Source organism: Kitasatospora sp. NPDC059795 (assembly GCF_042732175.1).
Taxonomy (GTDB): domain Bacteria; phylum Actinomycetota; class Actinomycetes; order Streptomycetales; family Streptomycetaceae; genus Kitasatospora.
This window is the reverse complement of the sequence record NZ_JBHWID010000010.1, coordinates 1-24,810: the sequence shown is the minus strand read 5'-3', so window position 1 is coordinate 24,810 and position 24,810 is coordinate 1. Positions and strand designations below refer to the sequence as shown.

Below are 24,810 nucleotides of genomic sequence, written 5' to 3'. Positions count from 1 at the left end.
CTCTTTCGTGATTCGAGAGTCTGTCTGTTGGTCTGAGGGGGGCCTGGGGGCGGACCGACCGGGCTGCGCTTGTTCAGGCAGCCCGGCCGGCCCGACCTCCGTCAGACCTCTTCGACGCTGCTCGGCTCGCGCCGGGACAGGTCAATGCCGAGCTCCTCGGCGGCGCGGAACACGTCCTCGTCGCTGTCGCGCATCTCGATGGACTGGCCGTCCGAGGACAGCACCTCCACGTTGAGGCAGAGCGACTGCATTTCCTTGATGAGGACCTTGAAGGACTCGGGAATGCCGGGCTCGGGGATGTTCTCGCCCTTGACGATGGCCTCGTAGACCTTCACACGGCCGAGGACGTCGTCGGACTTGATGGTGAGCAGCTCCTGCAGCGCGTACGCGGCGCCGTATGCCTCAAGGGCCCACACCTCCATCTCACCGAAGCGCTGACCACCGAACTGCGCCTTACCACCGAGCGGCTGCTGGGTGATCATCGAGTACGGGCCGGTCGAACGGGCGTGCAGCTTGTCGTCGACCAGGTGGTGCAGCTTGAGGATGTACATGTAGCCGACCGAGACCGGCATCGGGAACGGCTCGCCGGAGCGGCCGTCGAACAGCCGGGCCTTGCCGGTGGAGTTCACCAGGCGCTCACCGTCACGGGTGAGGGTGGTGTTGTCCAGCAGGCCGGTGATCTCGTCCTCGCGGGCGCCGTCGAACACCGGGGTGGCGAGGTTGGTGCCGCCCTCGACGGTGTCCGCGCCGATCACCTGCAGGCGCTTGGCCCACTCGTCGGCGAGGCCGGAGACGTCCCAGCCCTGCTTGGCGAGCCAGCCCAGGTGAATCTCCAGGACCTGTCCCGGGTTCATTCGGGACGGGACACCCAGCGGGTTCAGGATGATGTCGACCGGGGTGCCGTCCTCCAGGAACGGCATGTCCTCGACCGGCAGGATCTTGGAGATGACACCCTTGTTGCCGTGACGGCCGGCCAGCTTGTCACCGTTGGTGATCTTGCGCTTCTGGGCGACGTAGACGCGGACCAGCTGGTTCACGCCCGGGGGAAGCTCGTCCCCCTCCTCGCGGTCGAAGACGCGGACGCCGATGACCTTGCCGGACTCGCCGTGCGGCACCTTCAGCGAGGTGTCGCGGACCTCACGGGCCTTCTCGCCGAAGATCGCGCGGAGCAGGCGCTCCTCCGGGGTCAGCTCGGTCTCACCCTTCGGGGTGACCTTGCCGACCAGGATGTCGCCGGTGACGACGTCGGCGCCGATCCGGATGATGCCGCGCTCGTCGAGGTCGGCGAGGACCTCCTCGGAGACGTTCGGGATGTCCCGGGTGATCTCCTCGGGGCCCAGCTTGGTGTCACGGGCGTCGACCTCGTGCTCCTCGATGTGGATCGAGGAGAGGACGTCGTCCTGGACGAGGCGCTGCGACAGGATGATCGCGTCCTCGTAGTTGTGACCCTCCCAGGACATGAACGCGACCAGGAGGTTCTTGCCGAGGGCCATCTCGCCCTCGTCGGTGCAGGGGCCGTCGGCCAGCACCTGGTTGACCTCGACCCGGGCGCCCTCGTCCACGAGCACCTTCTGGTTGAAGGCGGTGCCCTGGTTGGAGCGGGTGAACTTGGCGGCACGGTACGTGTTGTAGGTGCCGTCGTCGTTCGCCACGGTGACGTAGTCGGCGGAGACCTCCTGGACCACGCCGGCCTTCTCGGCGGTGATCACGTCGGCGGCGTCGACCGCACAGCGGTACTCCATGCCGGTGCCGACCAGCGGGGCCTCGCTCTTCAGCAGCGGCACCGCCTGACGCATCATGTTCGAGCCCATGAGCGCGCGGTTGGCGTCGTCGTGCTCGAGGAACGGGATCATGGCGGTCGCGACCGACACCATCTGGCGCGGCGAGACGTCCATGTAGTCGATCTCGGTGCCGGGGATGTAGTCGATCTCGCCGCCACGGCGGCGGACCAGGACACGCGGCTCGGCGAAGGTCAGCTCCGCGGTCAGCGGGGCGTTGGCCTGCGCGATGACGTAGCGGTCCTCCTCGTCGGCGGTCAGGTAGTCCACGGCCTCGGTGACGACACCGTCGACGACCTTGCGGTACGGGGTCTCGATGAAACCGAACGCGTTGACCCGGCCGTACGAGGCCAGCGAGCCGATCAGACCGATGTTCGGGCCTTCGGGGGTCTCGATCGGACACATGCGGCCGTAGTGCGAGGGGTGCACGTCTCGGACCTCGAAGCCGGCCCGCTCACGGGACAGACCACCGGGGCCGAGCGCGGACAGACGACGCTTGTGGGTCAGGCCCGACAGCGGGTTCGTCTGGTCCATGAACTGCGACAGCTGGCTGGTGCCGAAGAACTCCTTGATGGAGGCGACGACCGGCCGGATGTTGATCAGGGTCTGCGGCGTGATCGCCTCGACGTCCTGGGTGGTCATGCGCTCGCGGACCACTCGCTCCATGCGGGCGAGGCCGGTGCGGACCTGGTTCTGGATCAGCTCGCCGACGTTGCGGAGGCGACGGTTGCCGAAGTGGTCGATGTCGTCGACCTCGATGACGATGTCGCGGCCTTCGCCGTCACGCCACTCGGTCTCGCCGGCGTGCAGCTTCACCAGGTACTTGATCGTCCCGATGATGTCCGGCTCGGTGAGCACACCGGAGTCGAGCGACTCGGCGTTGCCCAGCTTGCGGTTCACCTTGTAGCGGCCGACCTTCGCCAGGTCGTAGCGCTTCGGGTTGAAGTACAGGTTCTCCAGCAGCGTCTGCGCGGCCTCACGCGTGGGCGGCTCGCCCGGGCGCAGCTTGCGGTAGATGTCCAGGAGCGCGTCGTCCTGGCCCTGGGTGTGGTCCTTCTCCAGGGTGGCGCGCATCGACTCGTACTCGCCGAACTCCTCGAGAATCATCTCGTTGGTCCAGCCGAGAGCCTTCAGCAGCACGGTGACCGACTGCTTGCGCTTGCGGTCGATGCGGACACCGACCATGTCGCGCTTGTCGATCTCCATCTCCAGCCAGGCACCGCGGGAGGGGATGATCTTGGCGGAGAAGATGTCCTTGTCGGAGACCTTGTCCAGGGTGGAGTCGAAGTAGACACCGGGGGAACGCACCAGCTGGGACACGACGACACGCTCGGTGCCGTTGATGATGAACGTGCCCTTGTTGGTCATGAGCGGGAAATCGCCCATGAACACGGTCTGGGACTTGATCTCACCGGTCTCGTTGTTGGTGAACTCCGCGGTGACGAAGAGCGGGGCCGCGAAGGTGAAGTCGCGGTCCTTGCACTCATCGATGGAGTTCTTCGGCGGCTCGAAACGGTGGTCCCGGAAGGTCAGGGACATCGACCCGCTGAAGTCCTCGATCGGGGAGATCTCCTCGAAGATCTCCTCCAGACCGGACTTCGTGGGGACGTCCTGACCACTCTCCAGGGCAGCCTCGACCCGGGACTTCCAGGCCGCATTGCCGAGCAGCCAGTCAAAGCTCTCGGTCTGCAGGGCCAGGAGGTTCGGGACCTCGAGGGGCTCCTTGATCTTCGCGAACGAGACGCGGAGCGGGGCGGTGGATGCGGAATTGTTCGAGGCGTTGCGCGGCGCGGCCAAGAGGGGGGTCCTTCCGAGGGCTCGGAGCTCACTACGCGCGTACCGTCCGGGCCTTGGCCGAGGCGGAAAACCCCAGGTCAGGACAGGGGCCACTCCGGGCGACGAGTCACGGAGCAGCTAATAGGCAGCGCAAAGGGACAGTGTAGCCAATGGCGACACTGCTAGCAAGCCCTGATTCGGAGACCGAATCGGACGCTCCTCCCGTACAACCGACAACCCGGGCAGTGATCCCTCACCGGCCGGGCCGTCTCACCCACTCCTGCGTCACCGGGGAACCTTCCCAGTGCCGCCGCCGAATATGCATCGGAGGCGGTTCCGCTTGGACACGCGCCTTGAGAATCGCGCGCCGCGTGCTGTTCGTCAAGGCCCCCACCAGGGTGTGGACCTCGTACTGCTCATCGTCCCAACCACTCACGGCGTTACACACGGCCTGTGACGGGGTCGCGACGACAGCGATCACCCTACCCCCGGACACCGACAGGATCCGAGTCCGCTGCGGGCCGAACGAAGGCGGAAAAAAGCAGGCCGGGCCGGCCACCCCGAAGGGTGGCCGGCCCGGCCGGAAGAGCACCTCTCAGAGAGAGGAGAAAGTCACTTGACGGTGACCTTGGCGCCAGCGCCCTCGAGCTGAGCCTTCGCCTTCTCGGCGACGTCCTTGGCAACCTTCTCCAGGACCTTGGCACCAGCGGTGTCAACGAGGTCCTTGGCCTCCTTCAGGCCGAGGGAGGTCAGGGCGCGCACCTCCTTGATGACCTGGATCTTCTTGTCGCCGGCACCCTCGAGGACGACGTCGAACTCGTCCTGCTCCTCAACGGCCTCGGCGGCGGCAGCGCCACCGGCGGCGGCGGCAACGGCGACCGGGGCGGCGGCGGTGACGTCGAACTTGTCCTCGAACGCCTTGACGAACTCGGAGAGCTCGATCAGGGTCATGCCCTCGAACTCGGCAAGCAGTTCGTCGGTGCTGAGCTTCGCCATGATTGGCGTCCTTCCACTAATTCGGCAGGTGCCGGATGTACGGGTTGGCGGGCGTACTGACGGGCCCGCTGGGACGGGGAGTGGTTACTCCGCGTCCACGGCGGGAGCCGGAGTACCGGCACCGCCCTGCTCGACCTTCTCGCGCAGCGCTTCCACGGTGCGAACGAGCTTGGACGGGAGCGCCTGGAAGACCGCAGCAGCCTGGGACGGCTTGGCCTTCATCGCACCCGCCAGCTTGGCGAGCAGCACCTCGCGGGACTCGAGGTCCGCGAGCTTCTTGATCTCATCGGCGGACAGCGCCTTACCGTCAAGGACACCGCCCTTGATGATGAGAGCAGGGTTCTCCTTGGCGAAGTCACGCAGAGCCTTCGCCGACTCCACCGGGTCACCGGTGACGAAGGCGACAGCCGTCGGGCCGGCGAACAGGTCGTCCAGCTCGGAGATCCCGGCCTCGTTGGCCGCGATCTTGGTCAGCGTGTTCTTCACCACGGCGTAATCGGCGTTGCCGGTGAGCGAGCGACGCAGCGTCTTGAGCTGCTTCACCGTGAGACCGCGGTACTCGGTCAGAACGGCGGCGCTGGAAGCACGGAACTTGTCCGTGATCTCGGCGACGTCGGCAGCCTTGTCGGGCCTGGCCATAGGCTTACGCCTCCTTCCGTGATGTCGAAGTCGGGCCGACCTTCGAAAAGTCGACCATTCAACGCCGCGGACCCCCGGAAGCTGAAAAAGCCCCGGCGCGCAGGCGCACGGGGCTTGCATGACCTCGACGAACCGTAAACGGCTCGGAGATCCTGTCTGCTCCACAACCTGCGCGGGCGACCCGCACGAGGCGGATCCTTCGGCACCACCCGCCCTCTCGGGCACATGGCGACAACCAGCGGTCTTTGGCTCGGCCAGCCTATCGGCCCGTGCCGATTTCCCCAAATCGGCTCCGGGCAAACGCTACGGGAAGGGCGGCGCGGTGGCGCCGGACTCCGGCACGGTGTCCGCCTCGGCGGGGGCCTGCACCGAGATCGCGGAGCTGCCGAACTCGCTGTAGCCGATGGTGTCCACCTCGGCGGCCGCCCGCCGCAGCTGGACCAGCTGGTCGCGGTCGTTGAGCCACAGGTCGAGCACCACGTCGCCGGGGCCGAGCGCGGCCTCCAGGGCCTGCCGCCGGCCCTGGTCGAGCTGGGTCTGCGCGGCGGCGTACCGGTCGGCGGTCAGGGTGACCCGGTAGTGCTGGACGGTGACGTCCAGCAGCTTCTCCTCGCCGACCAGCACCGGGTCGTCGGCGGCGGCCGCGGCGGCGGTGGCGATCACCGGGCTGATCCGGTCGATCAGCGCCGAGTAGGGGCTGCGGCTCCCGGTGTACTTCTCCCAGTGCGGGCCGCCGAGCCGGGCGGCCGTCCCCGGGTCGCCGCCCACGTAGGCGGAGGTGTCCATCACCATCAGCCGCCGGGTATCGGCGTCGTCCCGGTACTGCAGCACCGTCTTGGGCGCCCAGAACAGCGCGCCCTTGGCCCGATCCTCCCCAAGGATGGCCCGGAACTCGGACCGCCTGGCCTCGTGCAGCGCCAGCTGGGCGGAGAGCAGCACCCCGTGCGGGGACCGGTCGGTGGGCGTGGCCTGCACGCCGGACGGGGACGGGGTGGCCGGCCGGGCGCTGTCGCCGTCCGCCCCGGAGCCGGTGCAGCCGCCGGCCGCGGCCAGCAGCAGGGTGGCCGCCAGCAGGGCCGCCGCCGTACGTACGCGTGCCGCCATCGGTCCCTCCTTCCGGCCGTCCGTTCCGCTCCCCCACCTTGTCACGCGTCCCGTCCGGCCCGGCAGCTGCCCCGGGCCGGACGGGACCGGGATCACTGCTTCAGCAGATCGGTCAGCGAGAAGACCTCGGAGTCGGCCGGGGCCTTGGTCGGCTGGACGGATCCGAGGGAGCTGAAGACGATCTTGGCGGCGCCGGTCGACAGCCCGCTGCTGGACTGCTGGACGACCTCGCCCTTGGCGTTGATCCAGAACTCGGTGGTGACGGTCGAGCCCTTCTTCTTCAGCTCGGCCAACACCTGGGTCTTCAGCTCCGCGGCCAGCTGCATCTTCTCGACCAGCGCGTCCACCGGGACGTCGCTGCGGTAGTGCGTGGTGCTCTGGCCCGCCACCGACTCGGTGCCGGCCTCGGTCGCGGTCGGAGCGGCGACGGCCAGCTGCACGGCCGGGTCCATCAGCTCCATGGTGGTGGCGAAGCCGCCCGCGTCGCTGCCGCCCGGGGCGCCCTGGGCGGTGGCCTTCGGGTCGATCTTCATCCAGGTCTTGCCGCCGGCCGCATCGGCCATGTCGGCGCCGACGCCGACGTACATCACGTCGCCGACGAAGAGGACCTTGGCGTCCTCACCGTCGGACTTGGTGTTGAGCAGGAAGGACTTCGGGGCCTTCCAGACGAACTCGCCGGTGCCCTCGGTGCCGCCGCTGACGGTGAGCTTGGCGCTGCCGGCCTTCTCCATCACGGCGGCCGAGGCGAGCAGCGCCTCCTTGGCGCCGAGCTTGGCACCGCCCTTGCCGGCCGAGCCGTCCGCACTGGCCGTGCCGGACGCGGCGGCGGAGGCGCCGGTGCTCGGCTTGCTGTCCGCAGTGGTGCTGCTCGATCCGGAGCTGCTGCAGGCGGTCAACAGGCCTGCCGCCAGACAGGCCGCGGCAACGGTACGCAGTGCACGCACGAGAGTCCCCCTCTTATCCGATTCTCATGTCGAAAGGCCATCGGACTCTATCCGATGACCCATCGGCACGCGCCGGACAAAAGGCACCGGGCCCGCACCCCCAAAGGGGTGCGGGCCCGGTGAGTTGACCGCGTGGGGAACTGACCTGGGGTCAGAGCGCCGCCGGGTCCTCCTCGACGAGGAGGTTGCGGGTGCGGTTCGGGTCCACCTGGATGCCGGGGCCCATGGTGGTGGAGAAGGCGACCTTCTTCAGGTAACGGCCCTTGGCCGCGGCCGGCTTGGCCCGCAGGATCTCGTCCAGCGCCGCGGCGTAGTTCTCGACCAGCTGCTCGTCCGAGAACGAGGCCTTGCCGATGATCAGGTGCAGGTTCGAGTGCTTGTCGACGCGGAACTCGATCTTGCCGCCCTTGATCTCGTTGACGGCCTTGGCGACGTCCGGGGTCACGGTGCCGGTCTTCGGGTTCGGCATCAGGCCACGGGGACCGAGCACGCGGCCCAGGCGGCCGACCTTGCCCATGAGGTCCGGGGTGGCGACGACGGCGTCGAAGTCCAGGCGACCCTTGGCGACCTCGTCGATCAGCTCGTCCGAGCCGACGATGTCGGCGCCCGCAGCACGCGCGGCCTCGGCACGCTCACCGTTCGCGAAGACCAGGACCCGGGCGGTCTTACCGGTGCCGTGCGGGAGGATGACGGTGCTGCGGACCATCTGGTCGGCCTTGCGCGGGTCGACGCCCAGACGCATGGCGACCTCGACGGTGCCGTCGAACTTGGTGACGGAGGTCGCCTTGGCGAGGCGGACGGCCTCGAGGGGGGCGTAGATCCGGGCGCGGTCGACCTGGGCGTCCGCGGCCTTGAGGGCCTTGCTGCGCTTCACTGCTGCTCCTAGTAACTAATGGAGTTCGTGGTATTCACGGGCCGCGCTGGCCCTACCACGGTGGACGTACGGGCTGGTCAGCCCTCGACGGTGATGCCCATCGACCGGGCGGTGCCGGCGATGATCTTCTCCGCGGCGTCCAGGTCGTTGGCGTTCAGGTCGGGCATCTTGGTGGTGGCGATGTCGCGCACCTGGGCCGAGGTCAGCTTGGCGACCTTGGTCTTGTGCGGCTCGCTGGAGCCCTTGTCGATGCCCGCGGCCTTCAGGATGAGGCGCGCAGCCGGCGGGGTCTTCGTGACGAAGGTGAAGGAACGGTCGTCGTAGACCGTGATCTCCACCGGCACGATCATGCCGCGCTGCGACTCGGTGGCCGCGTTGTACGCCTTGCAGAATTCCATGATGTTGACGCCGTGCTGGCCGAGCGCGGGGCCGACCGGCGGGGCCGGGTTGGCCGCACCGGCGTTGATCTGGAGCTTGATAAGCCCCGTGACCTTCTTCTTCTTGGGAGGCATGTCTCTCCGGGTCCTTCCGAGAGGTGGTTACTGAGCTACCCGGCGCCGGGGCGAAACCCGGCTGCCAGGACAGACATCGGACCAGGCTAACCGCTGATGCGGTGCTGGACCAAAACGGTGCCGGGGCGAAGGCTCTCGCCCCGCCCCGGCACCGGAGACCTGTGGGTCAGTTCTTCTGGATCTGGTCGAAGGAGAGCTCGACCGGGGTCTCCCGGCCGAAGATCTCCACCAGGCCCTTGACCTTCTTCGAGTCGGGGTTGATCTCGTTGATGGTCGCCTGCAGGGTGGCGAACGGACCGTCGGTGACGGTGACCGAGTCGCCGACCTCGAAGTCCAGCACCTGCACCTCGACCGGGCGCACCGGCGAGGCCTTGCCGGCCTCCTTGGCGGCGGCGCGCTCGACGTCGGGGGCGAGCATCTTGACGACCTCGTCCAGGGTCAGCGGGTACGGGTCGTAGGCGTTGCCGACGAAGCCGGTGACACCGGGGGTGTTGCGCACGACGCCCCAGGACTCCGGGGTGAGGTCCATGCGGACCAGCACGTAGCCGGGGAGCTTGTTCTGCCGGATGGTCTTGCGGTCGCCGTTCTTGATCTGGACGACCTCCTCCTGCGGAACCTGGGACTCGAAGATGTAGTCCTCGACGTTCAGCGAGACGGAGCGCTGCTCCAGGTTCTGCTTCACGCGGTTCTCGTAGCCGGCGTAGGTGTGGATGACGTACCACTCGCCGGGGGCGCGACGGAGCTGCTCGCGGAACTCGGCGACGGGGTCGGACTCGACCTCCTCGACCTCGGCGGCCTCTTCGGCGACCTCGGCGGCCTCTTCGGCGGTCTCGTCGTCCACCTCGTGCACGGCCTCGACCTCGGCCGGCTCGCCCGCCTCGACCTCGTCGGCGACCTCGACCTCGTCCTCGTCGCTGTCCGCGCCGGTGACGATCTCCTCGGCGGACTCGGCTTCGGCAGCCTCGGCCGCGTCCAGCTCGGCGGCGACATCCGCCTCGCGGACGGTCTCGTCGGCGTCGTACAGGGGGGACTCAGACACGGTCGCTGCTTCTTTCCTGGTTGTGGAACGGATACCTCAACAGTACCGACTCAACGGTAGTCGCCCACGGCCGTTCGCGCCGACAGCTCGACCCGGGCCGAGGAGTTCGGCCCGGGTCGGGGTGGAGTATCGGTGCGGGTTCCGCGGGGATCCCGGTTTCGGTCGGACTGATCGGGCGTCAGCCGAAGAGCCAGAAGGCTCCCTTGGCGAAGACCCAGTCGAGACCGGCGACCAGCAGCATCAGCACGATCACGAAGACCACCACGACGGTGGTGTACTGGATCAGCTGGCTGCGAGTGGGCCAGACGACCTTGCGCAGTTCGGCGATGATCTGGCGGTAGAAGATGCCCATGCGGGCGAACGGGCCCTTCTTGGCCCGCTTGCCGGACTTCTTGCCACCCTCGCCGCCGGACGCCTTGTTGGCACGCCGACGCTCACGCCGGGACAGCTTGCCGTCCGCGGTGGTCTCGTCCGCCGTGTCGGCCCCCTCGGGGTTGCCGCTCTCAGGCGTTGCGGTGGAGCCCGTGGTCTCCGTCACTCGTCCTCACCTGAATCCGGGTCCTGCGGAGCTACCGTGCCTGGTGCACGGGCGATCCGGCGAAAGCAGTGCTGGGCGGGGCCTTCTCCGCATCAAGCCCGCTCGCTCTTCGGAGCGAACGGGCTTGGCACGAGTCGAGCTGCAGGGCACGAGGGACTCGAACCCCCAACCGCCGGTTTTGGAGACCGGTGCTCTACCAATTGAGCTAGTGCCCTTCGGAACCTTGCGGCTCCGTCGTTGGCCCCAACCTACCGTATCCACCCGGCCGTGTGGTGTACCCGGCCGAAGGATCCGCACTTGGGAGCCATCGAGCAGTGAGTGTACGGGTTCTTCGCCGATTGGTCGAACCTCATTCACCGCGATCCCCCCGGTGGGCTCACCCGGTCGGCGGCGGGAGCTCACCCGTTCGGCCGGGGCGTACGGATGATGGAACGCGCCGGTACGCATGGTGGAACCGCGATGCCCGCCGCCTGTGCGGTCTGGGACCATGCAAGACATGAGCGCACCCACCCCCGAGAACGTCTCCCCCGCGAACCGCCGGGTCTCCGCCCGGGTCGGCGCCATCGCCGAGTCGGCCACCCTCGCGGTCGACGCCAAGGCCAAGGCCCTCAAGGCGGCCGGCCGTCCGGTGATCGGCTTCGGCGCCGGCGAGCCCGACTTCCCGACCCCCGGCTACATCGTCGACGCGGCCGTCGCCGCCTGCCAGGACCCGGCGAACCACCGCTACACCCCGGCCGGCGGCCTGCCGGAGCTGAAGGCCGCGATCGCCGCCAAGACGCTGCGCGACTCCGGCTACCAGGTGGACGCCTCGCAGGTGCTGGTGACCAACGGCGGCAAGCAGGCGATCTACAACGCCTTCGCCGCGATCCTCGACCCGAACGACGAGGTGATCATCCCGGCCCCGTACTGGACCACCTACCCGGAGGCCGTGAAGCTCGCCGGCGGCACCCCGGTCGAGGTCGTCGCGGACGAGACCAGCGGCTACAAGGTCTCGGTGGAGCAGTTGGAGGCCGCGCGCACCGAGAACACCAAGGTGGTGCTGTTCGTCTCGCCGTCCAACCCGACCGGCGCGGTGTACACCGAGGCCGAGGCCGAGGCGATCGGCCGCTGGGCGCTGGAGCACAACCTGTGGGTGCTCACCGACGAGATCTACGAGCACCTGGTCTACGGCGACACGACCTTCACCTCGCTGCCGGCCCTGCTGCCCGAGCTGGCCGACAAGTGCATCGTGGTCAACGGCGTGGCGAAGACCTACGCCATGACCGGCTGGCGGGTGGGCTGGATGATCGGCCCGAAGGACGTGGTGGCCGCCGCCGCCAACCTGCAGTCGCACGCCACCTCGAACGTCTCCAACGTGGCGCAGCGCGCCGCGCTGGCGGCGGTGGCCGGCGACCTGGCCGCGGTGGACGAGATGAAGACCGCGTTCGACCGTCGCCGCCGCACCGTCGTGGCGATGCTGAACGAGATCGAGGGCGTGTACTGCCCCGAGCCGCAGGGCGCGTTCTACGCCTACCCGTCCGTCAAGTCGCTGCTGGGCAAGGAGATCCGCGGCAAGCGCCCGCAGACCTCCGCCGAGCTGGCCGCGCTGATCCTGGACGAGGCCGAGGTCGCGGTCGTCCCCGGCGAGGCCTTCGGCACCCCGGGCTACCTGCGGCTGTCGTACGCGCTGGGCGACGCCGACCTGGTCGAGGGCGTCAGCCGGATGCAGAAGCTGCTGGGCGAGGCCCGCGCCTGACCTTCCGGGCTCCTGCCGCCCCTCGCACCTCACCCGTTCGGGCGAGGTACGGGGGGCGGTTCCGGTTTCGGGCGGTTATGCGGCAGGATCGGTGAATGGATCGCCTGCGTGATGTCCGGAGCCTCCCGAAGGCCCACCTCCACCTGCACTTCACCGGTTCGATGCGCCCCGCGACGCTGCTCGAACTCGCCGACAAGAACGGCATCCGGCTGCCGGAGGCGCTGAGCTCGGGCCATCCGCCGAAACTGCGGGCGACCGACGAACGCGGCTGGTTCCGGTTCCAGCGGCTGTACGACACCGCGCGGTCCTGCCTGCGTGACGAGTCCGACATCCGCCGGCTGGTCCTGGAGACCGCCGAGGACGAGCGCGCCGACGGCTCCCGCTGGCTGGAGATCCAGGTCGACCCGACCTCGTACGCGCCGCTGTTGGGCGGGCTGACCCCCACCCTGGAGCTGATCCTGGACGCCGTCCGGGAAGCCTCCGAGGCCACCGGGGTGGGCATCCGGGTGCTGGTCGCCGCGAACCGGATGAGGTCGCCGATGGACGCCCGCACGCTGGCCCGGCTGGCCGTCCGCTACACCGATCAGGGCGTCATCGGCTTCGGCCTGTCGAACGACGAACGGCGGGGCCTGGCACGGGACTTCGACCGGGCGTTCGCGATCGCGCGGGCCGGCGGACTGCTGGCCGCGCCGCACGGCGGGGAGCTGGCCGGGCCGGGTTCGGTGCGCGACTGCCTGGACGACCTGGGCGCCGGGCGGATCGGCCACGGCGTGCGGGCCGCCGAGGACCCGCGACTGCTGCAGCGGCTCGCCGACCGGCAGGTGACCTGCGAGGTCTGCCCGGCCTCGAACGTCGCACTCGGTGTCTACGAGCGGCCCGAGGACGTCCCGCTGCGCGCCCTGTTCGAGGCCGGGGTGCCGCTGGCGCTGGGCGCCGACGACCCGCTGCTGTTCGGCTCCCGGCTGGCCGACCAGTACACGCTGGCCCGCGAGTCGCACGCCTTCACCGACGCCGAACTGGCCGAGCTGGCACGGCAGTCGGTGCGCTCCTCGCGGGCGCCGGAGCACGTCGTCAAGGACCTGCTGGCGGACATCGACGCCTGGCTGGTGGACGAGCCCGCACCGGCGCTTTCGGGCCGGCGCGAGGCGGTTTCGCTCTAGAGACTGACGCCGACCATCACCGGCTCGTTGACGAGGTCCACCCCGAAGGCCGCCCGTACGCCGTCCCGCACCTCGCGGGCCAGTGCGAGCAGGTCCTCGGTGGTGGCGGAGCCGCGGTTGGTGAGGGCCAGGGTGTGCTTGGTGGAGAGCGTGGCGGGGCCGGCGCCGTGGCCCTTGCGGAAGCCCGCGTTGTCGATCAGCCAGGCCGCGGAGGTCTTGGTGCGACCCTCGCCGGCCGGGTAGCCGGGGGCCTTGAGTTCGCCCACCTTGGCGGTGAAGTCGGCGAATTGAGCGTCCGTCAGGACCGGGTTGGTGAAGAACGAGCCCGCCGACCAGGTGTCGTGGTCGGCCGGGTCGAGCACCATGCCCTTGCCGGCCCGCAGCCGCAGCACCTCGGCGTGCGCCTCGGCGAGCTTCACCCGCTGCTCGGCCTCGACGCCGAGCGAGCGCGCCACCTCGGCGTACTTCACCGGGGAGGACAGGCCGCCCTCGTCGGCGAGCCGGAAGCGGACCCGCAGCACCACGTAGCGGTCCGGGTCGGCCTTGAAGCGGCTGTGCCGGTAGGAGAAGGCGCAGTCGGAGCCCGCCAGGGTCACCGTCTCGTCGAGCAGGCGGTCGAAGGCGACGACCTCGGTGATGGTCTCGGCGACCTCCTGGCCGTACGCGCCGACGTTCTGCACGGGCGTCGCGCCGGCCGAGCCCGGGATGCCGGCCAGGAACTCGATGCCCGCGAGGCCCGCGTCGACGGTGCGGGCCACCGCGTCCGACCAGACCTCGCCGGCGGCGAGCTCCAGCAGGGCGCCGTCCAGGGTGAAGCCGGTGGTGGCGATCCGCAGGACGGTGCCGGGGAAGCCGGCGTCGGAGATCACCAGGTTGGAGCCGCCGCCGATCACCAGCAGCGGCTCGCCGGCCCGGTCGGCGGCGCGGACGGTGGCGACCACCTCGGCGTCCGTCTCGGCCGTCACCAGTCGGCGGGCGGGGCCGCCGAGGCGCAGCGTCGTCAACGGGGCCAGCGGTGCGTCCATCTGCTCAATCACCGCCCCAGCGTAACCGCCCGCCGGAACCCGGCGGGCGGTCGCTGCGGCGGGCCGGTTCAGGAGCGGGCGACCTCGGCGGCGGCCGGGACGGGGTGGTCGACGACCTTCACCGGGACCCGCATGCCGTGCCGGCTCGGGACGAGCGCCGCGACCACGGATCCGGCCGCGACCACGGCGGCGCCGACCATCAGCGCGGGGACGATGCCGTCGGTGAAGGCGGTGGCACTGTCGTAGCCGCCCTGTGCGGAGAAGACGGCGGACAGCACGGCCACCCCGAGCGCCCCGCCGACCTCGCGCATCGCGTTGTTGGCGCCGGAGGCGATGCCCTGCTCGGCGGGCCGGACGCTGGCCAGCACCAGGTTGGCGGTGGGCGCGAAGTACAGCGACATGCCGATGCCGCAGACCATCAGGATCGGCACCTGCTGCCCGTACCCGGCGGAGTGGTCGATCAGCAGGGCGTATCCGGCGAGCCCGAGGGCCTGCAGGGCGAGGCCGGCGACGACCAGGGGCCGGCCGCCGATCCGGTCGGTGAGCAGTCCGGCGAGCGGGGCGACCAGCAGCGGCATGCCCGTCCACGGGAGCATCCGCAGGCCGGCCTGTTCGGCGGTGTAGCCGCCGACGCCCTGGAACCACTGGCTGATCAGGAAGATCGAGCCGAACATGCCGAGGTACATCAGCAGGCTGGCCGAGTTGACGGCGCTGAACGCCCGGTTGCGGAACAGGCGCATCGGCAGCATCGGCCGCTGCGCCCAGCGCAGCTCGTACTCGACGAAGGCGAGCAACAGCAGGGCGCCGCCGATCAGCGAGGTGAGCACGAGCGGGTCGGTCCAGCCGTCGGGGGTGCCGCGGACCAGGCCGAGGACGATGCCGAACAGGCCGGCGCTGACCAGCAGAGTGCCGGGGACGTCCAGCCGGGGGTTCTCGCCGCGGCTCTCGGCCAGCCTGGCGCGGGCGATCGGTAGCAGGGCCGCACCGACGGGGACGTTCACCCAGAAGATCCACTGCCAGGAGAAGTGCTCGGTGAGGCTGCCGCCGATCAGCGGCCCGGTGGCGACGGCGAGTCCGCCGACGGCGGACCAGATGCCGATCGCGGCACCGCGCCTGGCGGCGGGCACGGCGGCGGCCAGCAGGGTCAGGGTGAGCGGCATGGTGATCGCCGCGCCGGCGCCCTGGACGGCGCGGGCGGCGATCAGCGTGCCGATGTTCGGGGCGAGCGCGGCGGCGGCCGAGCCGGAGGTGAAGACGGTCAGGCCGATCAGGAACATCCGGCGGCGGCCGAACCGGTCGCCGAGGGCCGCGCCGAGCATCAGCAGGACGGCGAAGGTCAGGGTGTAGGCGCTCACCGTCCACTCCAGGTCGGCGAGGCCGCCGCCCAGGTCGGCGCGGATCGCGGGCAGTGCGGTGGTGACCACCAGGTTGTCCAGCCCCGCCATGAAGCTGGCCGTGCTGACGACCACCAGGGTCCAGACGGCTTGTCTGTTCACGATGGATTTCCCCCTAGGTTGTGATTGATCAATAACTTTCGTGGGCCGAAAAAAGGGCGCGCCGCCACCCGGGCGGAGCGCCTCAGCAGCCCCCGGCCTGCTTGCCGTACCCCTCGAACTCGGCCCAGATCCGATGATCCTTCGGGTACCCCAGTCCTACCAGGGTGTTGATCAGCATGCCGTAGGCCATGAACTGGGTGGCCTCCTTGCGGCTGCCACCGATCCGCTCCTCGATCCGCTCGAACAGCCGCAGCCAGGCCGCCCGGGCCGTCTCGCCGACCTGGACGTCGCCGGCCGACTCCGCCGCGAACACCGACACGTACATCTGCATCTGCATCATGACCTGCTCGCGGTCCTCGATCAGATCCACGTACGCGCGCGACATCGCGGCCTGCGCCGCCTCCCCCGTCAGCCCCTCCGACACCTGGTCGAAGACCCGCCAGGTCTCCTCGATGCAGTACTCGCAGGCCGCCTCGAAGATCGCCTGCTTGTTGGGGAAGAGCCGGAACAGGTACGGCTGCGAGACACCCACCCGACGGGCGATCGCCTCGGTGGAGGTGCCCCGGTACCCGCCCCGGGCGAACTCCACCATGGCGGCGCGGACGACGCTCTCGCGCCGCTCCTCGGCGGACATCCGGATGCTGTTCCTGGCCATGCGCCAGAGATTAGTGATTGGCCAATAACTTTGGCAAGCGGCCGGAACCCCGGGTGCCCGGCAGGGCCCCGGGGGTACGTGCTCTCAGCCCAGCTGCACGACGGCCCGGGACATGCCCAGGACCTTCTGGCCGGCGCTGGTCGCCACCAGGTCCACCCGCACCCGGTTGTCGTCGAGCAGCGCGGCGACCTTGCCGGTGACCTCGATCACCGCGCCGACGCCGTCGTTCGGGACGACCACGGGCCTGGTGAAGCGGACGCCGTACTCGACCACCGCGGCCGGGTCGCCGACCCAGTCGGTGACCACCCGGGCGGCCTCGGCCATGGTGAACATGCCGTGCGCGATCACGTCCGGCAGGCCGACCTCAAGGGCGAACTTCTCGTTCCAGTGGATCGGGTTGAAGTCCCCCGACGCCCCCGCGTACTGGACCAGCGTGGCCCGGGTCACCGGGAACGACTGGGCCGGCAGCTCGGTGCCGACCTGGACCTCGTCAAAGCGGACCGCCACGGTCACTCCTCCCCGGCTTCGTCGGCGGCGCGCGCCACCAGCGTCATGATCGACGTCACCACGTGCTCGCCGCTGGTGTCGTGCACCTCGCCACGGACCGTCAGCACGTCGTTGCCGGCCAGCGACTTGATCGCGTCGATCGAGATCGTCACCGAGAGCCGGTCACCGGCCCGCGCCGGGCGGGAGTACACGAACTTCTGGTCGCCGTGCACCACCCGGCTGTAGTCCAGCCCCAGCTCCGGGTCGTTCACCACCTGCGCCGCCGCCTGGAAGGACAGCATGAACGGGAAGGTCGGCGGGGCGATCACGTCCGGGTGGCCGAGCGACTTGGCCGCCTCGGCGTCGGTGTACGCCGGGTTCGCGTCACCGATCGCGGCCGCGAACTCGCGGATCTTCTCCCGGCCGACCTCGTACGGCGCGGTGGGCGGGTAGGTCCGCCCGATGAACGAAGGGTCGAGCGGCATGGGCAACTCCTCCGGTGGTTCGACCTCGGCCGGTCCGGTCCGTCCGGCCCGTCCGGTCCGTCATACAGAAATGACTCCAGGCCGCGCCCCGAAGTGGGGTGCGGCCTGGAGTCGAGGCAAAGTCAGCGGGTCTCGCGGTGCGCCGTGTGAGAGTTGCAACGCGGGCAGTGCTTCTTCATCTCAAGACGGTCCGGGTCGTTACGCCGGTTCTTCTTGGTGATGTAGTTCCGCTCCTTGCACTCCACGCAGGCCAGCGTGATCTTCGGGCGGACGTCGGTGGCAGCCACGGGAGTGCCTTCCTGGGACAACGAATAAGAACACAGACAAGAGTAGCCGATCGGGAGTTGCACCCCCCCGATCGACTACGCGGAGTAGCGGTGACCGGACTTGAACCGGTGACACAGCGATTATGAGCCGCTTGCTCTACCAACTGAGCTACACCGCTTTGATGAACGGAACCCCACCGAAGCGAGGAACCTTCCACCAGAGCCCCCATGCGGAATCGAACCGCAGACCTTCTCCTTACCATGGAGACGCTCTACCGACTGAGCTATAGGGGCGAACGAGGAAGAGATTACACGGTTCCGGGCCAGAGGTGAAATCCGTATCCGCGGCCGATCTCCGCAGGTCGGCGGGGCCGCACTGACGGCCCGTCGTGCGACACCCGTTCGAGCCCCGCCGCAACCGCAACGCCCCTCCGCGAAGCCCCCTCGGGCCACGGGGACTCCCACGCCACGGGCGACGGCCCGGGGTCCGAGCGTCCGGGCCGGGCTCCCCCTCGGGCCTGTCCGACCGGTCCTGCCGGGCGCGCGACGCCGGATCATCCCGGCTGGACGCCCCGGCAAACCGTCCAAGTACACCCAGTACGAGGACGGTTCGCCGGCACGCCGAGCCGGGCGCCCGCCGCCGCGCGCTGATCCGACAGGATCGGCCGGACAGGCCCTAGGCTCGGCCGTCAGTGACCTCTCGCGGATGCGCCGCAGACCGGCCTCCGCAACCCGGCCCCAGGGCCGCCGGGCGGTCAACGGGACTGGAGGAAAACAGGCCGATGAGCGAACGCAGCGAGGGCGACCGCCCACCGGCCCCCAACCCGCTCGGGCACGGGCCGGTCCTGCTGCTCACCGGGGCCCGGCTGGTCGACGGCCAGGTCGTGGACGTCCGGATCAGCGGCGACCGGATCCAGGCCGTCGGCACCGTCGGCAGCCTCGGCCCGCTGCCCGCGATGCCCGGCCAGCCCACCGTCACCACCGGCGCCCGCATCGACCTCTCCGGCTACCTGCTGCTGCCCGCCCCCGCCGAACCGCACGCGCACTACGACAACGCGTTCTCCGCCGCCCTGCCCGGCCCTCCCCCGGACGGGCCCGCCGATCTGGTCCGCCGGGTCACCGAGGCCGCGCTCACCTCGCTCGGCTACGGGGCCACCGCCCAGCGCACCCACGTCCGGATCGGCGACGTGCACGGACTCGGACGACTGGAGGCCGTACTCACGGCCCGTCAGTCGCTGCGCGGACTCGCCGAACTCCAGGCCGTCGCGATGCCCCGACTGCTCACCGGCCTGGCCGGCGCGGACGGCCGGGCCCAACTGCGCGACGCGCTCAAACTCGGCGCGGACGCGGCCGGCGGCTGCCCCGACCTCGACCCCGACCCGGTCGGCTACGTCCAGGTCCTGCTGTCCGCCGCCGCCGACGCCGACTGCCCCGTCGACCTGCACACCGACGCCGCCGACCGGACCCAGCTCGCCCGCCTGGTCGCCGCGCTCGCCCCGCACCGGCCGCGGGTCACCCTCGGACCGTGCAGCGCGCTGCCGCCCGGCGGATCCACCGTCCTCGCCAACTCCGGGGTGCGGGTGGCCTGCCTCCCGCAGAACGGCGGCTGCACCGGCCTCGAAGGCCCGCCCATCGGGCTGCGCCCGTCCCTGGTCCGCGAGTTGGCGCACGCCCGGGTCGCCCTCACGGCCGGCGCGGGCAGCCTCCGCGACGCCGCCAATCCGGTCGGCCGGGCCGACCCCCTCGACACCGCCCGACTGCTCGCCGCCGGCGGCGCGCTCTCCCCCGAAGCCGCCTACGACGCCGTCTCCACCCAGGCCCGCGCCGCCCTCGGCCTGCCCCCCGTCCGCGTCGACGCCGGCTTCCCCGCCGAACTCCTCGCCGTCCGCGGCGACAGCCTCGTCGGCGCCTTCGCCGGCGGCCACTCCCGCCTGGTCGTCCACTGCGGCCGCATCGTCTCCCGCACCAGCGCCGTCCGCGAGTTCGCCGACACCGTCGCCCTCGCCCTCCCCCGCCAGAACCACCCGGGCTGACCCCTCCGGACCGGCGCACGAAAAAGCCCCCGGTCTGCGTTTCCGCAGCTCGGGGGCTGTTTCACTATCCAGTGGCTGGTGCAGGGTTCGAACCTGCGTAGCTTGCGCGACAGATTTACAGTCTGCTGAACCAAGAGCCGCTAACCTGGGCAGCCGCGATAAGGCGTTGGACCTGGTTCGGGGCTGGTCCGGATCATGGCCTCACATACCTTGGGGCACGCCATCCTCCGGACAGGGCCTGGCTCTCAGCGAACCACTCTGCAACAGCTTCCGCTCCAGCTGGAGGCGTCGCCATGCCGGTCAATGTGCGGTCCCTGGGTTGAGGCCAGGGCGGAATCTCGACCTTCTTCTCGATCCGGTGAGGGGATGTGGGAGTTGACGGCCCCTTAGATACCGGAGGGCGTCACCAACGGGTATCGGCGGCGGTCTCTACACTTGAACAAGCCTGCTCATGCCGAAGTCGACCGTACGGCGACGACGGCCAAAGGGCGAGCGGGCATCAACAGTATGGGTCCGGCCTACAGCAGCCGGGCACCAGGAGAGGGGCACTCGATGCTCCAGTACGACGACGTGCGCTCTGAGGTCTTGAGCCGCCTGCAGAACAAGGCTAAGTCCCGGGCGTGGGACGGCGAGTTCCTCGACATCGTCGACACCGCCTTGGACCTGGCCCTGAGCCAGAACCGGCGGGCCGATAACGCGGACCACCTGACCCGCAACGTGATGCGCGACGCACGCGGAACGATCATCCGTGCCAAGCGCAACGCCTGCCGGAGCGCGGCCGCCCGGCCGCTGCCCGACGCCGCTCGCCGCCGGGTGACGACATTGGGGTCAGACGGCTCGGTCACCGCCGAGATGGTCACCCACGACACCCCCGAAGCACGGGTCCTGGTCACCGAGACCCTCCGGGAGCTGACCGCCTTCGCCCTCACCCTTGGCCCGTACGGGCCCGGGTGCCTGCAGGACATGCTCGGCCAGGAGACCGTGCCCGTCTCCGCCCAGCGCAGGGGCGTCTCGATCGCCACCGTCGAGCGGGCCCGCCGCTCCCTGCGCGAGCAGACCCGCGTCCTGCTGGAGGACGCCGCGTGAGCGTCTCCACCGACATCCCCGTCTTCGTAGCCTCCGCTGGCCGGGTCCCCACCACAGCCGTCCGGTTCACGCGAAGCGTCGTCCACACCCAGGTCAAGCCCGGAGCCGTCGGGACCTACCTGCTGCTGGGCCATCTGCGGGGAGCCATCAGTCCGCTGTACGTGGGCAGATCGGACACCTGCCTGCACCGGCGCCTCTACCACCACCCCCTGCAGGGGGTCGCGACCCACTTCATCGTCGCACCGACCCGCAACCCCGACCAGGCGTATGCGACCGAGGCCCATTGGTATCACTGGCACCTCTCCGCCGGTCACCCTCTCCTCAATCGCATCCACCCCGCCAGCCCCGCCGGAACGGCCCGCCGCTGCCCATTCTGCCGGGAATCAGCCCTCGAACGCGCCCTCACTCGGGCACTACCCCACCCCCGCCCTTCCGAGACTAGGAGCACCCCATGACCACCGCCGACCCGGGCGTTATCCCAGTCGTCCTCTCTGGCCGCGCGCTGCTCAGCCTTCGCGACTCCGGCCACAACTTCCCCTCCGCCGTCGGCGAGGTCATCGACAACAGCCTCGAATCGGACGCCAACAACATCGAGATCCTCACCGAGACCGAGCTCCGGAACCGCAAGAAGGTGCTCAGCCGCATCGTCTTCGTCGATGACGGCTCCGGTATGGATGACGACACGCTCCACCACTACCTGCAGCTGGGCTTCTCCAGGCGCTACATGTCCGAGAAGACCATCGGCAAGTTTGGTGTCGGCGCCAAGCTCGCGGGCCTCAGCGTCGGCACCCGCATCGACGCATGGTCCCGTGTGGCGGGCAGCAACGAGATCCGCCACGTCGCCTTCGACCTCGACGAGGCTCTCAAGGCCGAGGAGAACGGTGCCACCCCCGGTATCGCTCCTCCCGACAACGAGCCCTTGCCCACCGATCTGGAACTGCATCTCCCCACCGGCTCGGGCACGGTGGTGATGTGGTCGAAGATCGACAGGGTCACGGACAGCGAAGGCCGGAGCACCCCGGACCACGTCATCGTCGAACTGAAGAAGGAACTGGCCCGGATCTTCCGCGCGTTCCTCGGCGGTGGCATCCGCATCAGCGTCGATGGCATGCCCCTCAAGCCGCACGACCCGACCTTCCGCCAAAAGGGCACCTGGGCCGAGCAGGTCCTCACTGAGCACTTGAAGGCCACCGGCAAGGAGGTCGGTGACCTCCGAGGCCAGGTCTTCCACGACAAGATCGTCAAGGTGGAGGGCACCACTCACACAGTGCGTGTTGTGATCACCCTGGCACCGCCGGAGGTCGTGCGTGTCAAGGGCCTCGGTGGCGACACCCTCGCGACCAAGTTGAGGATCCCGGAGAACGAGGGCGCTATCAGCTTCATGCGCCTGGACCGCGAGATCAACTACAACCTCGTCGCCAAGCTCTTTCCGGAGGGGGTCAAGACCAAGGACCGGTACATCGGCTTCGAGGTCCACTTCACCCCCGAACTCGACCGCATGATGGGCGTCCGCAACGTCAAGCGCGGAGCGGTCCCCTCCGACGGGCTCCGCCGCACGCTCAAGACCATCGCGGACAACATCATCCCTGGGGTTCGCGATGAGATCGACCGGATCTGGGGTCAGGCCGATCGTGATGACGCGAAGAACTCCGGAGAGCACAACTCACTGGTCCACGCCATTAAGGACGCGGACCGCACCATGCCCAAGGCCCGAGCCAAGCCGAACCTCACGAAGGCGCAGGTCGCAAGGGAGTACGACAATCTCGCGAAGGACGCTGGCCGGGACAAGAACGAGGAGGACAAGGCCGCCTACGTGCAGGAGATCAAAGACCTCCCGTTCATCATCGAGACGGTGGACGTCCCCGGGGACGACCTCTTCCAGCTCACCCACCTCGAGGGCCAGACGATCATCCGGCTAAACGAACGCCATGTGTTCTACCAGGAGCTCTATGAGCCCCTGAAGGCGCTGTCGAAGGAGCAAGGCGGCCGCTCCGACGCGCCGGCGACGGCACACCGAGCCATTCAAGCCATCACCCTGCTCCTGGTCGCCTACGCGAAGGCCGAGTCCATGCACGAGACGCCCGCCGACCAATACAAGGAACTCCGCAAGTGGTGGGGCACCTTCACCGATCAGTACCTCACGAAGATCGATCACATCCTCTGAGACCAGCTGCCATCGGGTCGACAACGTGAGGGGCCGTGAGTCACTCTCGTGTCTCACCAGGCCCCGCACGTGACCGTCCTCGGATCTGCGCCACCTGACGGTGCCATGCCGTGGCGCGCCGGTTCGAGGTGGAGCTGGGCTTGACCGCCGTCTCTGCCCAGGAGCCACTCGAAGTCGTGGCCATCGCAGGGCGAGGTCGCCGAGACAGACCGGTCGCGGCCTGATCGAGGCGGTTCGACCCCGCAACCAACACAGCAGGCCCCAACATTCCAGTCGACACAGCTGTGCCGACTCCGAGTGTTGGGGCCTGCTCACGTTGACCACTCGTGGTGAAGCAGGCCACAGCGACACTCGCAGCCATCATTGACACCCCAAAGATGTTGTACACAGGCACGCCCCAGCACTACATGTTGTCCCCAAGGGCTCGCCTGGCGCGGCCAGCCGCCGCCGAAGCGGGACGAAGACAGGAGCGACGGCGAGCGGCTGAGGCCGCGCGCGGCGAGCGCCTTGAAGCCGTAAAGAAATCTTTTACTCACTCACCTACCAGGGCCAACGTCTTCCCATCGTGGGCTCGCACGTGCGGCGCCTCGTCCTGGAGCGCGTCAGTGATCCGGATGGCGTAGACCTCGCCCATGGTGGCCGTGACCTCGTCCGGGGTGAGCCAGAAGACGCCGTCGACTCGTCGGACAGCTGCTCGTGTCCGCCCTCGGGGGTGCAGCGGAAGACCAGCGCGACGACGCCCCGGACCATGTTCTTGTACACGCCGGTGAGGCGGTCGACCCGGACGTTGATGCCGGTCTCCTCGAAGACCTCGCGGCGGACGCCGTCCTCCAGGGTCTCCCCCAATTCGAGCACGCCGCCCGGGGGCTCCCAGGTGCCGTTGTCGGCTCGGCGGATCGTCAGGACCTGCCCGTCCTCGCGCACTACGACGCCAGCCACGGACACGGAGTGGAGGGGCACTGAAGGTTGAACTTGACATGGTGGCTAGTACTCATGCACAGGAGAATGAAAGTCTGAGAAGGACTATGGCGAGCGGTGAAGCGGCCTCGACGGCCAAAGCGAAGTACCAGCAGATCGCGGATGACCTTTCCACGCAGATCCGTTCCGGCGCCCTGGCCCCTGGGGCTGCGGTTCCGAGCGAGTCTGAGCTGATGAAGCGTTACGGCGTGGCGTCCGGCACCGTCCGGAAGGCGGTCGGGGAGCTGAGGACGACTCAGCCGATCGAGACGCACCACGGCCGCGGCTCCTTCGTCCGCTCCCGCCCCCCGGTACAGCGCAAGTCCTCCGACCGCTTCCGCCGAGCTCACCGGCTCGCGGGCAAGGCCGCGTACCTGGCTGAGGCTGAGCAGTCCGGCGGAGTCTCCTCAGTGAACGTGCTCTTCGTCGGCCCGACTCCGGCCCCGCCGGAGATCGCCGAGCGACTCGAAGCTCCGGTCGGTGCCCAGGTGTTGGCCCGTAAGCGGCGGTACTTCCGTGACGGGACTCCCACCGAGGAAGCCACTTCCTACCTACCGTGGGACGTGGTGAAGGACATCCCGGAGATGTTCGCCGAGAACCCCGGTGGCGGTGGGATCTACGCCCGGCTCGAAGAGCACGACTACGGCCTGGCCGAGTTCACCGAGACGGCGCAGGTCCGGCTCGCCACCAAGGCGGAGTCGCCCTCTCTGGCCCTCAGCCCGGGGTCGCCGGTGATCCACCTGGTCCGTAATGCCACCACTTCGGCCGGCCACGTGGTCGAGGTCTGCGACACGGTGATGGCCGCTGACCAGTTCGTTCTGGACTACCGGTTCGCCGCAAAGGGCTGACGGAACCTCAACTTCCGTAACCCGCTGCCGAATTCTTCCCGCAGAAGGTTGGCTCATGTAGAGGAGTCAGGCACTCTTCTATCGCTCACTCATATACATAAGCACATGGGCAGCTCTCTTCTAGATGATTGATGCCAAGGGCTCGCTGGCGTGCATGAAATGACGCGAGGGAGTCCAAAGGTCGGTTGTGACGCCTGACCTGGACTCCCTCGCG

Annotated in this window: 21 protein-coding genes, 4 tRNA genes and 1 pseudogene; 6 read left to right on the top strand and 20 right to left on the bottom strand. The window is 69.2% G+C overall.

Features of this window, described 5'->3' with window-relative positions:
* Positions 1 to 101: 101 nt before the first annotated feature.
* The 10 genes from rpoB to ACFV4P_RS20970 form a co-directional block, all read right to left on the bottom strand.
* The gene (rpoB, locus tag ACFV4P_RS21015) at positions 102 to 3,575 is read right to left on the bottom strand and encodes a DNA-directed RNA polymerase subunit beta (RefSeq protein ID WP_380473226.1); all 3,474 of its coding nucleotides are present in this window, start codon (positions 3,573 to 3,575) and stop codon (positions 102 to 104) included.
* 591 nt (positions 3,576 to 4,166) lie between these two features.
* Positions 4,167 to 4,550 carry a 50S ribosomal protein L7/L12 gene (gene rplL, locus ACFV4P_RS21010; RefSeq protein WP_380473224.1) on the bottom strand — a complete coding sequence of 128 codons (384 nt, stop codon included), beginning with the start codon at positions 4,548 to 4,550 and terminating at the stop codon, positions 4,167 to 4,169.
* An 84-nt stretch (positions 4,551 to 4,634) separates the two neighbouring features.
* A complete protein-coding gene (gene rplJ, locus ACFV4P_RS21005; RefSeq protein WP_380473222.1) occupies positions 4,635 to 5,189 on the bottom strand; it encodes a 50S ribosomal protein L10 in 555 nt (184 codons plus the stop codon).
* Positions 5,190 to 5,492: 303 nt separating this feature from the next.
* A complete protein-coding gene (locus ACFV4P_RS21000) occupies positions 5,493 to 6,293 on the bottom strand; it encodes a hypothetical protein (RefSeq protein ID WP_380473220.1) in 801 nt (266 codons plus the stop codon).
* 92 nt (positions 6,294 to 6,385) lie between these two features.
* Positions 6,386 to 7,237, bottom strand: coding sequence for a hypothetical protein (locus tag ACFV4P_RS20995; protein ID WP_380473218.1), 852 nt, complete (start codon positions 7,235 to 7,237; stop codon positions 6,386 to 6,388).
* 151 nt (positions 7,238 to 7,388) lie between these two features.
* Entirely contained in the window at positions 7,389 to 8,111 is a 723-nt protein-coding gene (gene rplA, locus ACFV4P_RS20990; protein WP_380473216.1) for a 50S ribosomal protein L1, read from the bottom strand.
* 77 nt (positions 8,112 to 8,188) lie between these two features.
* Positions 8,189 to 8,623, bottom strand: coding sequence for a 50S ribosomal protein L11 (gene rplK / locus ACFV4P_RS20985; RefSeq protein WP_073807887.1), 435 nt, complete (start codon positions 8,621 to 8,623; stop codon positions 8,189 to 8,191).
* 166 nt (positions 8,624 to 8,789) lie between these two features.
* The gene (nusG, locus tag ACFV4P_RS20980; RefSeq protein WP_380473214.1) at positions 8,790 to 9,662 is read right to left on the bottom strand and encodes a transcription termination/antitermination protein NusG; all 873 of its coding nucleotides are present in this window, start codon (positions 9,660 to 9,662) and stop codon (positions 8,790 to 8,792) included.
* Positions 9,663 to 9,840: 178 nt separating this feature from the next.
* The gene (secE, locus tag ACFV4P_RS20975) at positions 9,841 to 10,200 is read right to left on the bottom strand and encodes a preprotein translocase subunit SecE (protein WP_380473212.1); all 360 of its coding nucleotides are present in this window, start codon (positions 10,198 to 10,200) and stop codon (positions 9,841 to 9,843) included.
* 142 nt (positions 10,201 to 10,342) lie between these two features.
* Positions 10,343 to 10,415, bottom strand: a tRNA-Trp gene (locus tag ACFV4P_RS20970).
* 281 nt (positions 10,416 to 10,696) lie between these two features.
* Between ACFV4P_RS20970 and ACFV4P_RS20965 the strand changes: the two genes are divergently transcribed.
* Both ACFV4P_RS20965 and ACFV4P_RS20960 read left to right on the top strand, forming a co-directional pair.
* Positions 10,697 to 11,935: a pyridoxal phosphate-dependent aminotransferase gene (locus tag ACFV4P_RS20965; RefSeq protein WP_380473210.1), complete on the top strand. Its 1,239-nt coding sequence runs from the start codon at positions 10,697 to 10,699 to the stop codon at positions 11,933 to 11,935.
* 95 nt (positions 11,936 to 12,030) lie between these two features.
* On the top strand, positions 12,031 to 13,095 hold the full coding sequence (locus tag ACFV4P_RS20960) for an adenosine deaminase (protein ID WP_380473208.1): 1,065 nt from the start codon (positions 12,031 to 12,033) through the stop codon (positions 13,093 to 13,095).
* Here ACFV4P_RS20960 and ACFV4P_RS20955 read toward each other — a convergent pair.
* From ACFV4P_RS20955 to ACFV4P_RS20920, 8 genes are all read right to left on the bottom strand, one after another.
* On the bottom strand, positions 13,092 to 14,132 hold the full coding sequence (locus tag ACFV4P_RS20955; protein ID WP_380473206.1) for a UDP-N-acetylmuramate dehydrogenase: 1,041 nt from the start codon (positions 14,130 to 14,132) through the stop codon (positions 13,092 to 13,094). The two genes, ACFV4P_RS20960 and ACFV4P_RS20955, sit on opposite strands and share 4 nt — an antisense overlap.
* A gap of 56 nt (positions 14,133 to 14,188) precedes the next feature.
* Positions 14,189 to 15,565 carry an MFS transporter gene (locus ACFV4P_RS20950; protein WP_380473589.1) on the bottom strand — a complete coding sequence of 459 codons (1,377 nt, stop codon included), beginning with the start codon at positions 15,563 to 15,565 and terminating at the stop codon, positions 14,189 to 14,191.
* 133 nt (positions 15,566 to 15,698) lie between these two features.
* Positions 15,699 to 16,271, bottom strand: a complete 573-nt coding sequence (locus ACFV4P_RS20945; protein WP_380473204.1) for a TetR/AcrR family transcriptional regulator — start codon at positions 16,269 to 16,271, stop codon at positions 15,699 to 15,701.
* An 84-nt stretch (positions 16,272 to 16,355) separates the two neighbouring features.
* Positions 16,356 to 16,784, bottom strand: coding sequence for a MaoC family dehydratase (locus ACFV4P_RS20940; RefSeq protein WP_380473202.1), 429 nt, complete (start codon positions 16,782 to 16,784; stop codon positions 16,356 to 16,358).
* A complete protein-coding gene (locus tag ACFV4P_RS20935) occupies positions 16,781 to 17,242 on the bottom strand; it encodes a MaoC family dehydratase N-terminal domain-containing protein (protein ID WP_073807873.1) in 462 nt (153 codons plus the stop codon). The genes ACFV4P_RS20940 and ACFV4P_RS20935 overlap by 4 nt, the downstream gene beginning before the upstream one ends.
* Positions 17,243 to 17,364: 122 nt before the next feature.
* Positions 17,365 to 17,529 carry a 50S ribosomal protein L33 gene (gene rpmG, locus ACFV4P_RS20930; protein WP_006604855.1) on the bottom strand — a complete coding sequence of 55 codons (165 nt, stop codon included), beginning with the start codon at positions 17,527 to 17,529 and terminating at the stop codon, positions 17,365 to 17,367.
* An 85-nt stretch (positions 17,530 to 17,614) separates the two neighbouring features.
* Positions 17,615 to 17,687 (bottom strand) — tRNA-Met (locus tag ACFV4P_RS20925).
* 42 nt (positions 17,688 to 17,729) lie between these two features.
* A tRNA-Thr gene (locus ACFV4P_RS20920) sits at positions 17,730 to 17,802 on the bottom strand.
* A 488-nt stretch (positions 17,803 to 18,290) separates the two neighbouring features.
* Between ACFV4P_RS20920 and ACFV4P_RS20915 the strand changes: the two genes are divergently transcribed.
* Positions 18,291 to 19,541, top strand: coding sequence for a hydrolase (locus ACFV4P_RS20915; RefSeq protein ID WP_380473200.1), 1,251 nt, complete (start codon positions 18,291 to 18,293; stop codon positions 19,539 to 19,541).
* A 72-nt stretch (positions 19,542 to 19,613) separates the two neighbouring features.
* Here ACFV4P_RS20915 and ACFV4P_RS20910 read toward each other — a convergent pair.
* A tRNA-Tyr gene (locus tag ACFV4P_RS20910) sits at positions 19,614 to 19,696 on the bottom strand.
* A gap of 397 nt (positions 19,697 to 20,093) precedes the next feature.
* Between ACFV4P_RS20910 and ACFV4P_RS20905 the strand changes: the two genes are divergently transcribed.
* The gene (locus ACFV4P_RS20905; protein WP_380473198.1) at positions 20,094 to 20,627 is read left to right on the top strand and encodes a hypothetical protein; all 534 of its coding nucleotides are present in this window, start codon (positions 20,094 to 20,096) and stop codon (positions 20,625 to 20,627) included.
* A gap of 451 nt (positions 20,628 to 21,078) precedes the next feature.
* Positions 21,079 to 22,791, top strand: coding sequence for an ATP-binding protein (locus tag ACFV4P_RS20900; protein ID WP_380473196.1), 1,713 nt, complete (start codon positions 21,079 to 21,081; stop codon positions 22,789 to 22,791).
* A 532-nt stretch (positions 22,792 to 23,323) separates the two neighbouring features.
* Here ACFV4P_RS20900 and ACFV4P_RS20895 read toward each other — a convergent pair.
* A pseudogene (locus ACFV4P_RS20895) lies at positions 23,324 to 23,736 on the bottom strand (NUDIX hydrolase).
* A gap of 80 nt (positions 23,737 to 23,816) precedes the next feature.
* Between ACFV4P_RS20895 and ACFV4P_RS20890 the strand changes: the two are divergent.
* The gene (locus ACFV4P_RS20890; protein ID WP_380473194.1) at positions 23,817 to 24,596 is read left to right on the top strand and encodes a GntR family transcriptional regulator; all 780 of its coding nucleotides are present in this window, start codon (positions 23,817 to 23,819) and stop codon (positions 24,594 to 24,596) included.
* Positions 24,597 to 24,810 lie beyond the last annotated feature (214 nt).

What these genes read in the sequence shown, in the direction of transcription:
- rplL (WP_380473224.1), bottom strand. Translation starts at nt 4,550, where the DNA reads ATGGCGAAGCTCAGCACCGACGAACTGCTTGCCGAGTTCGAGGGCATG.
- rplJ (WP_380473222.1), bottom strand. Translation starts at nt 5,189, where the DNA reads ATGGCCAGGCCCGACAAGGCTGCCGACGTCGCCGAGATCACGGACAAG.
- ACFV4P_RS20890 (WP_380473194.1), top strand. Translation starts at nt 23,817, where the DNA reads ATGGCGAGCGGTGAAGCGGCCTCGACGGCCAAAGCGAAGTACCAGCAG.
- ACFV4P_RS20945 (WP_380473204.1), bottom strand. Translation starts at nt 16,271, where the DNA reads ATGGCCAGGAACAGCATCCGGATGTCCGCCGAGGAGCGGCGCGAGAGC.
- ACFV4P_RS20965 (WP_380473210.1), top strand. Translation starts at nt 10,697, where the DNA reads ATGAGCGCACCCACCCCCGAGAACGTCTCCCCCGCGAACCGCCGGGTC.
- ACFV4P_RS20900 (WP_380473196.1), top strand. Translation starts at nt 21,079, where the DNA reads ATGACCACCGCCGACCCGGGCGTTATCCCAGTCGTCCTCTCTGGCCGC.
- ACFV4P_RS20960 (WP_380473208.1), top strand. Translation starts at nt 12,031, where the DNA reads ATGGATCGCCTGCGTGATGTCCGGAGCCTCCCGAAGGCCCACCTCCAC.
- ACFV4P_RS20950 (WP_380473589.1), bottom strand. Translation starts at nt 15,565, where the DNA reads ATGGCGGGGCTGGACAACCTGGTGGTCACCACCGCACTGCCCGCGATC.
- rplK (WP_073807887.1), bottom strand. Translation starts at nt 8,623, where the DNA reads ATGCCTCCCAAGAAGAAGAAGGTCACGGGGCTTATCAAGCTCCAGATC.
- ACFV4P_RS20905 (WP_380473198.1), top strand. Translation starts at nt 20,094, where the DNA reads ATGCTCCAGTACGACGACGTGCGCTCTGAGGTCTTGAGCCGCCTGCAG.
- ACFV4P_RS20915 (WP_380473200.1), top strand. Translation starts at nt 18,291, where the DNA reads ATGAGCGAACGCAGCGAGGGCGACCGCCCACCGGCCCCCAACCCGCTC.
- ACFV4P_RS20935 (WP_073807873.1), bottom strand. Translation starts at nt 17,242, where the DNA reads ATGCCGCTCGACCCTTCGTTCATCGGGCGGACCTACCCGCCCACCGCG.
- ACFV4P_RS21000 (WP_380473220.1), bottom strand. Translation starts at nt 6,293, where the DNA reads ATGGCGGCACGCGTACGTACGGCGGCGGCCCTGCTGGCGGCCACCCTG.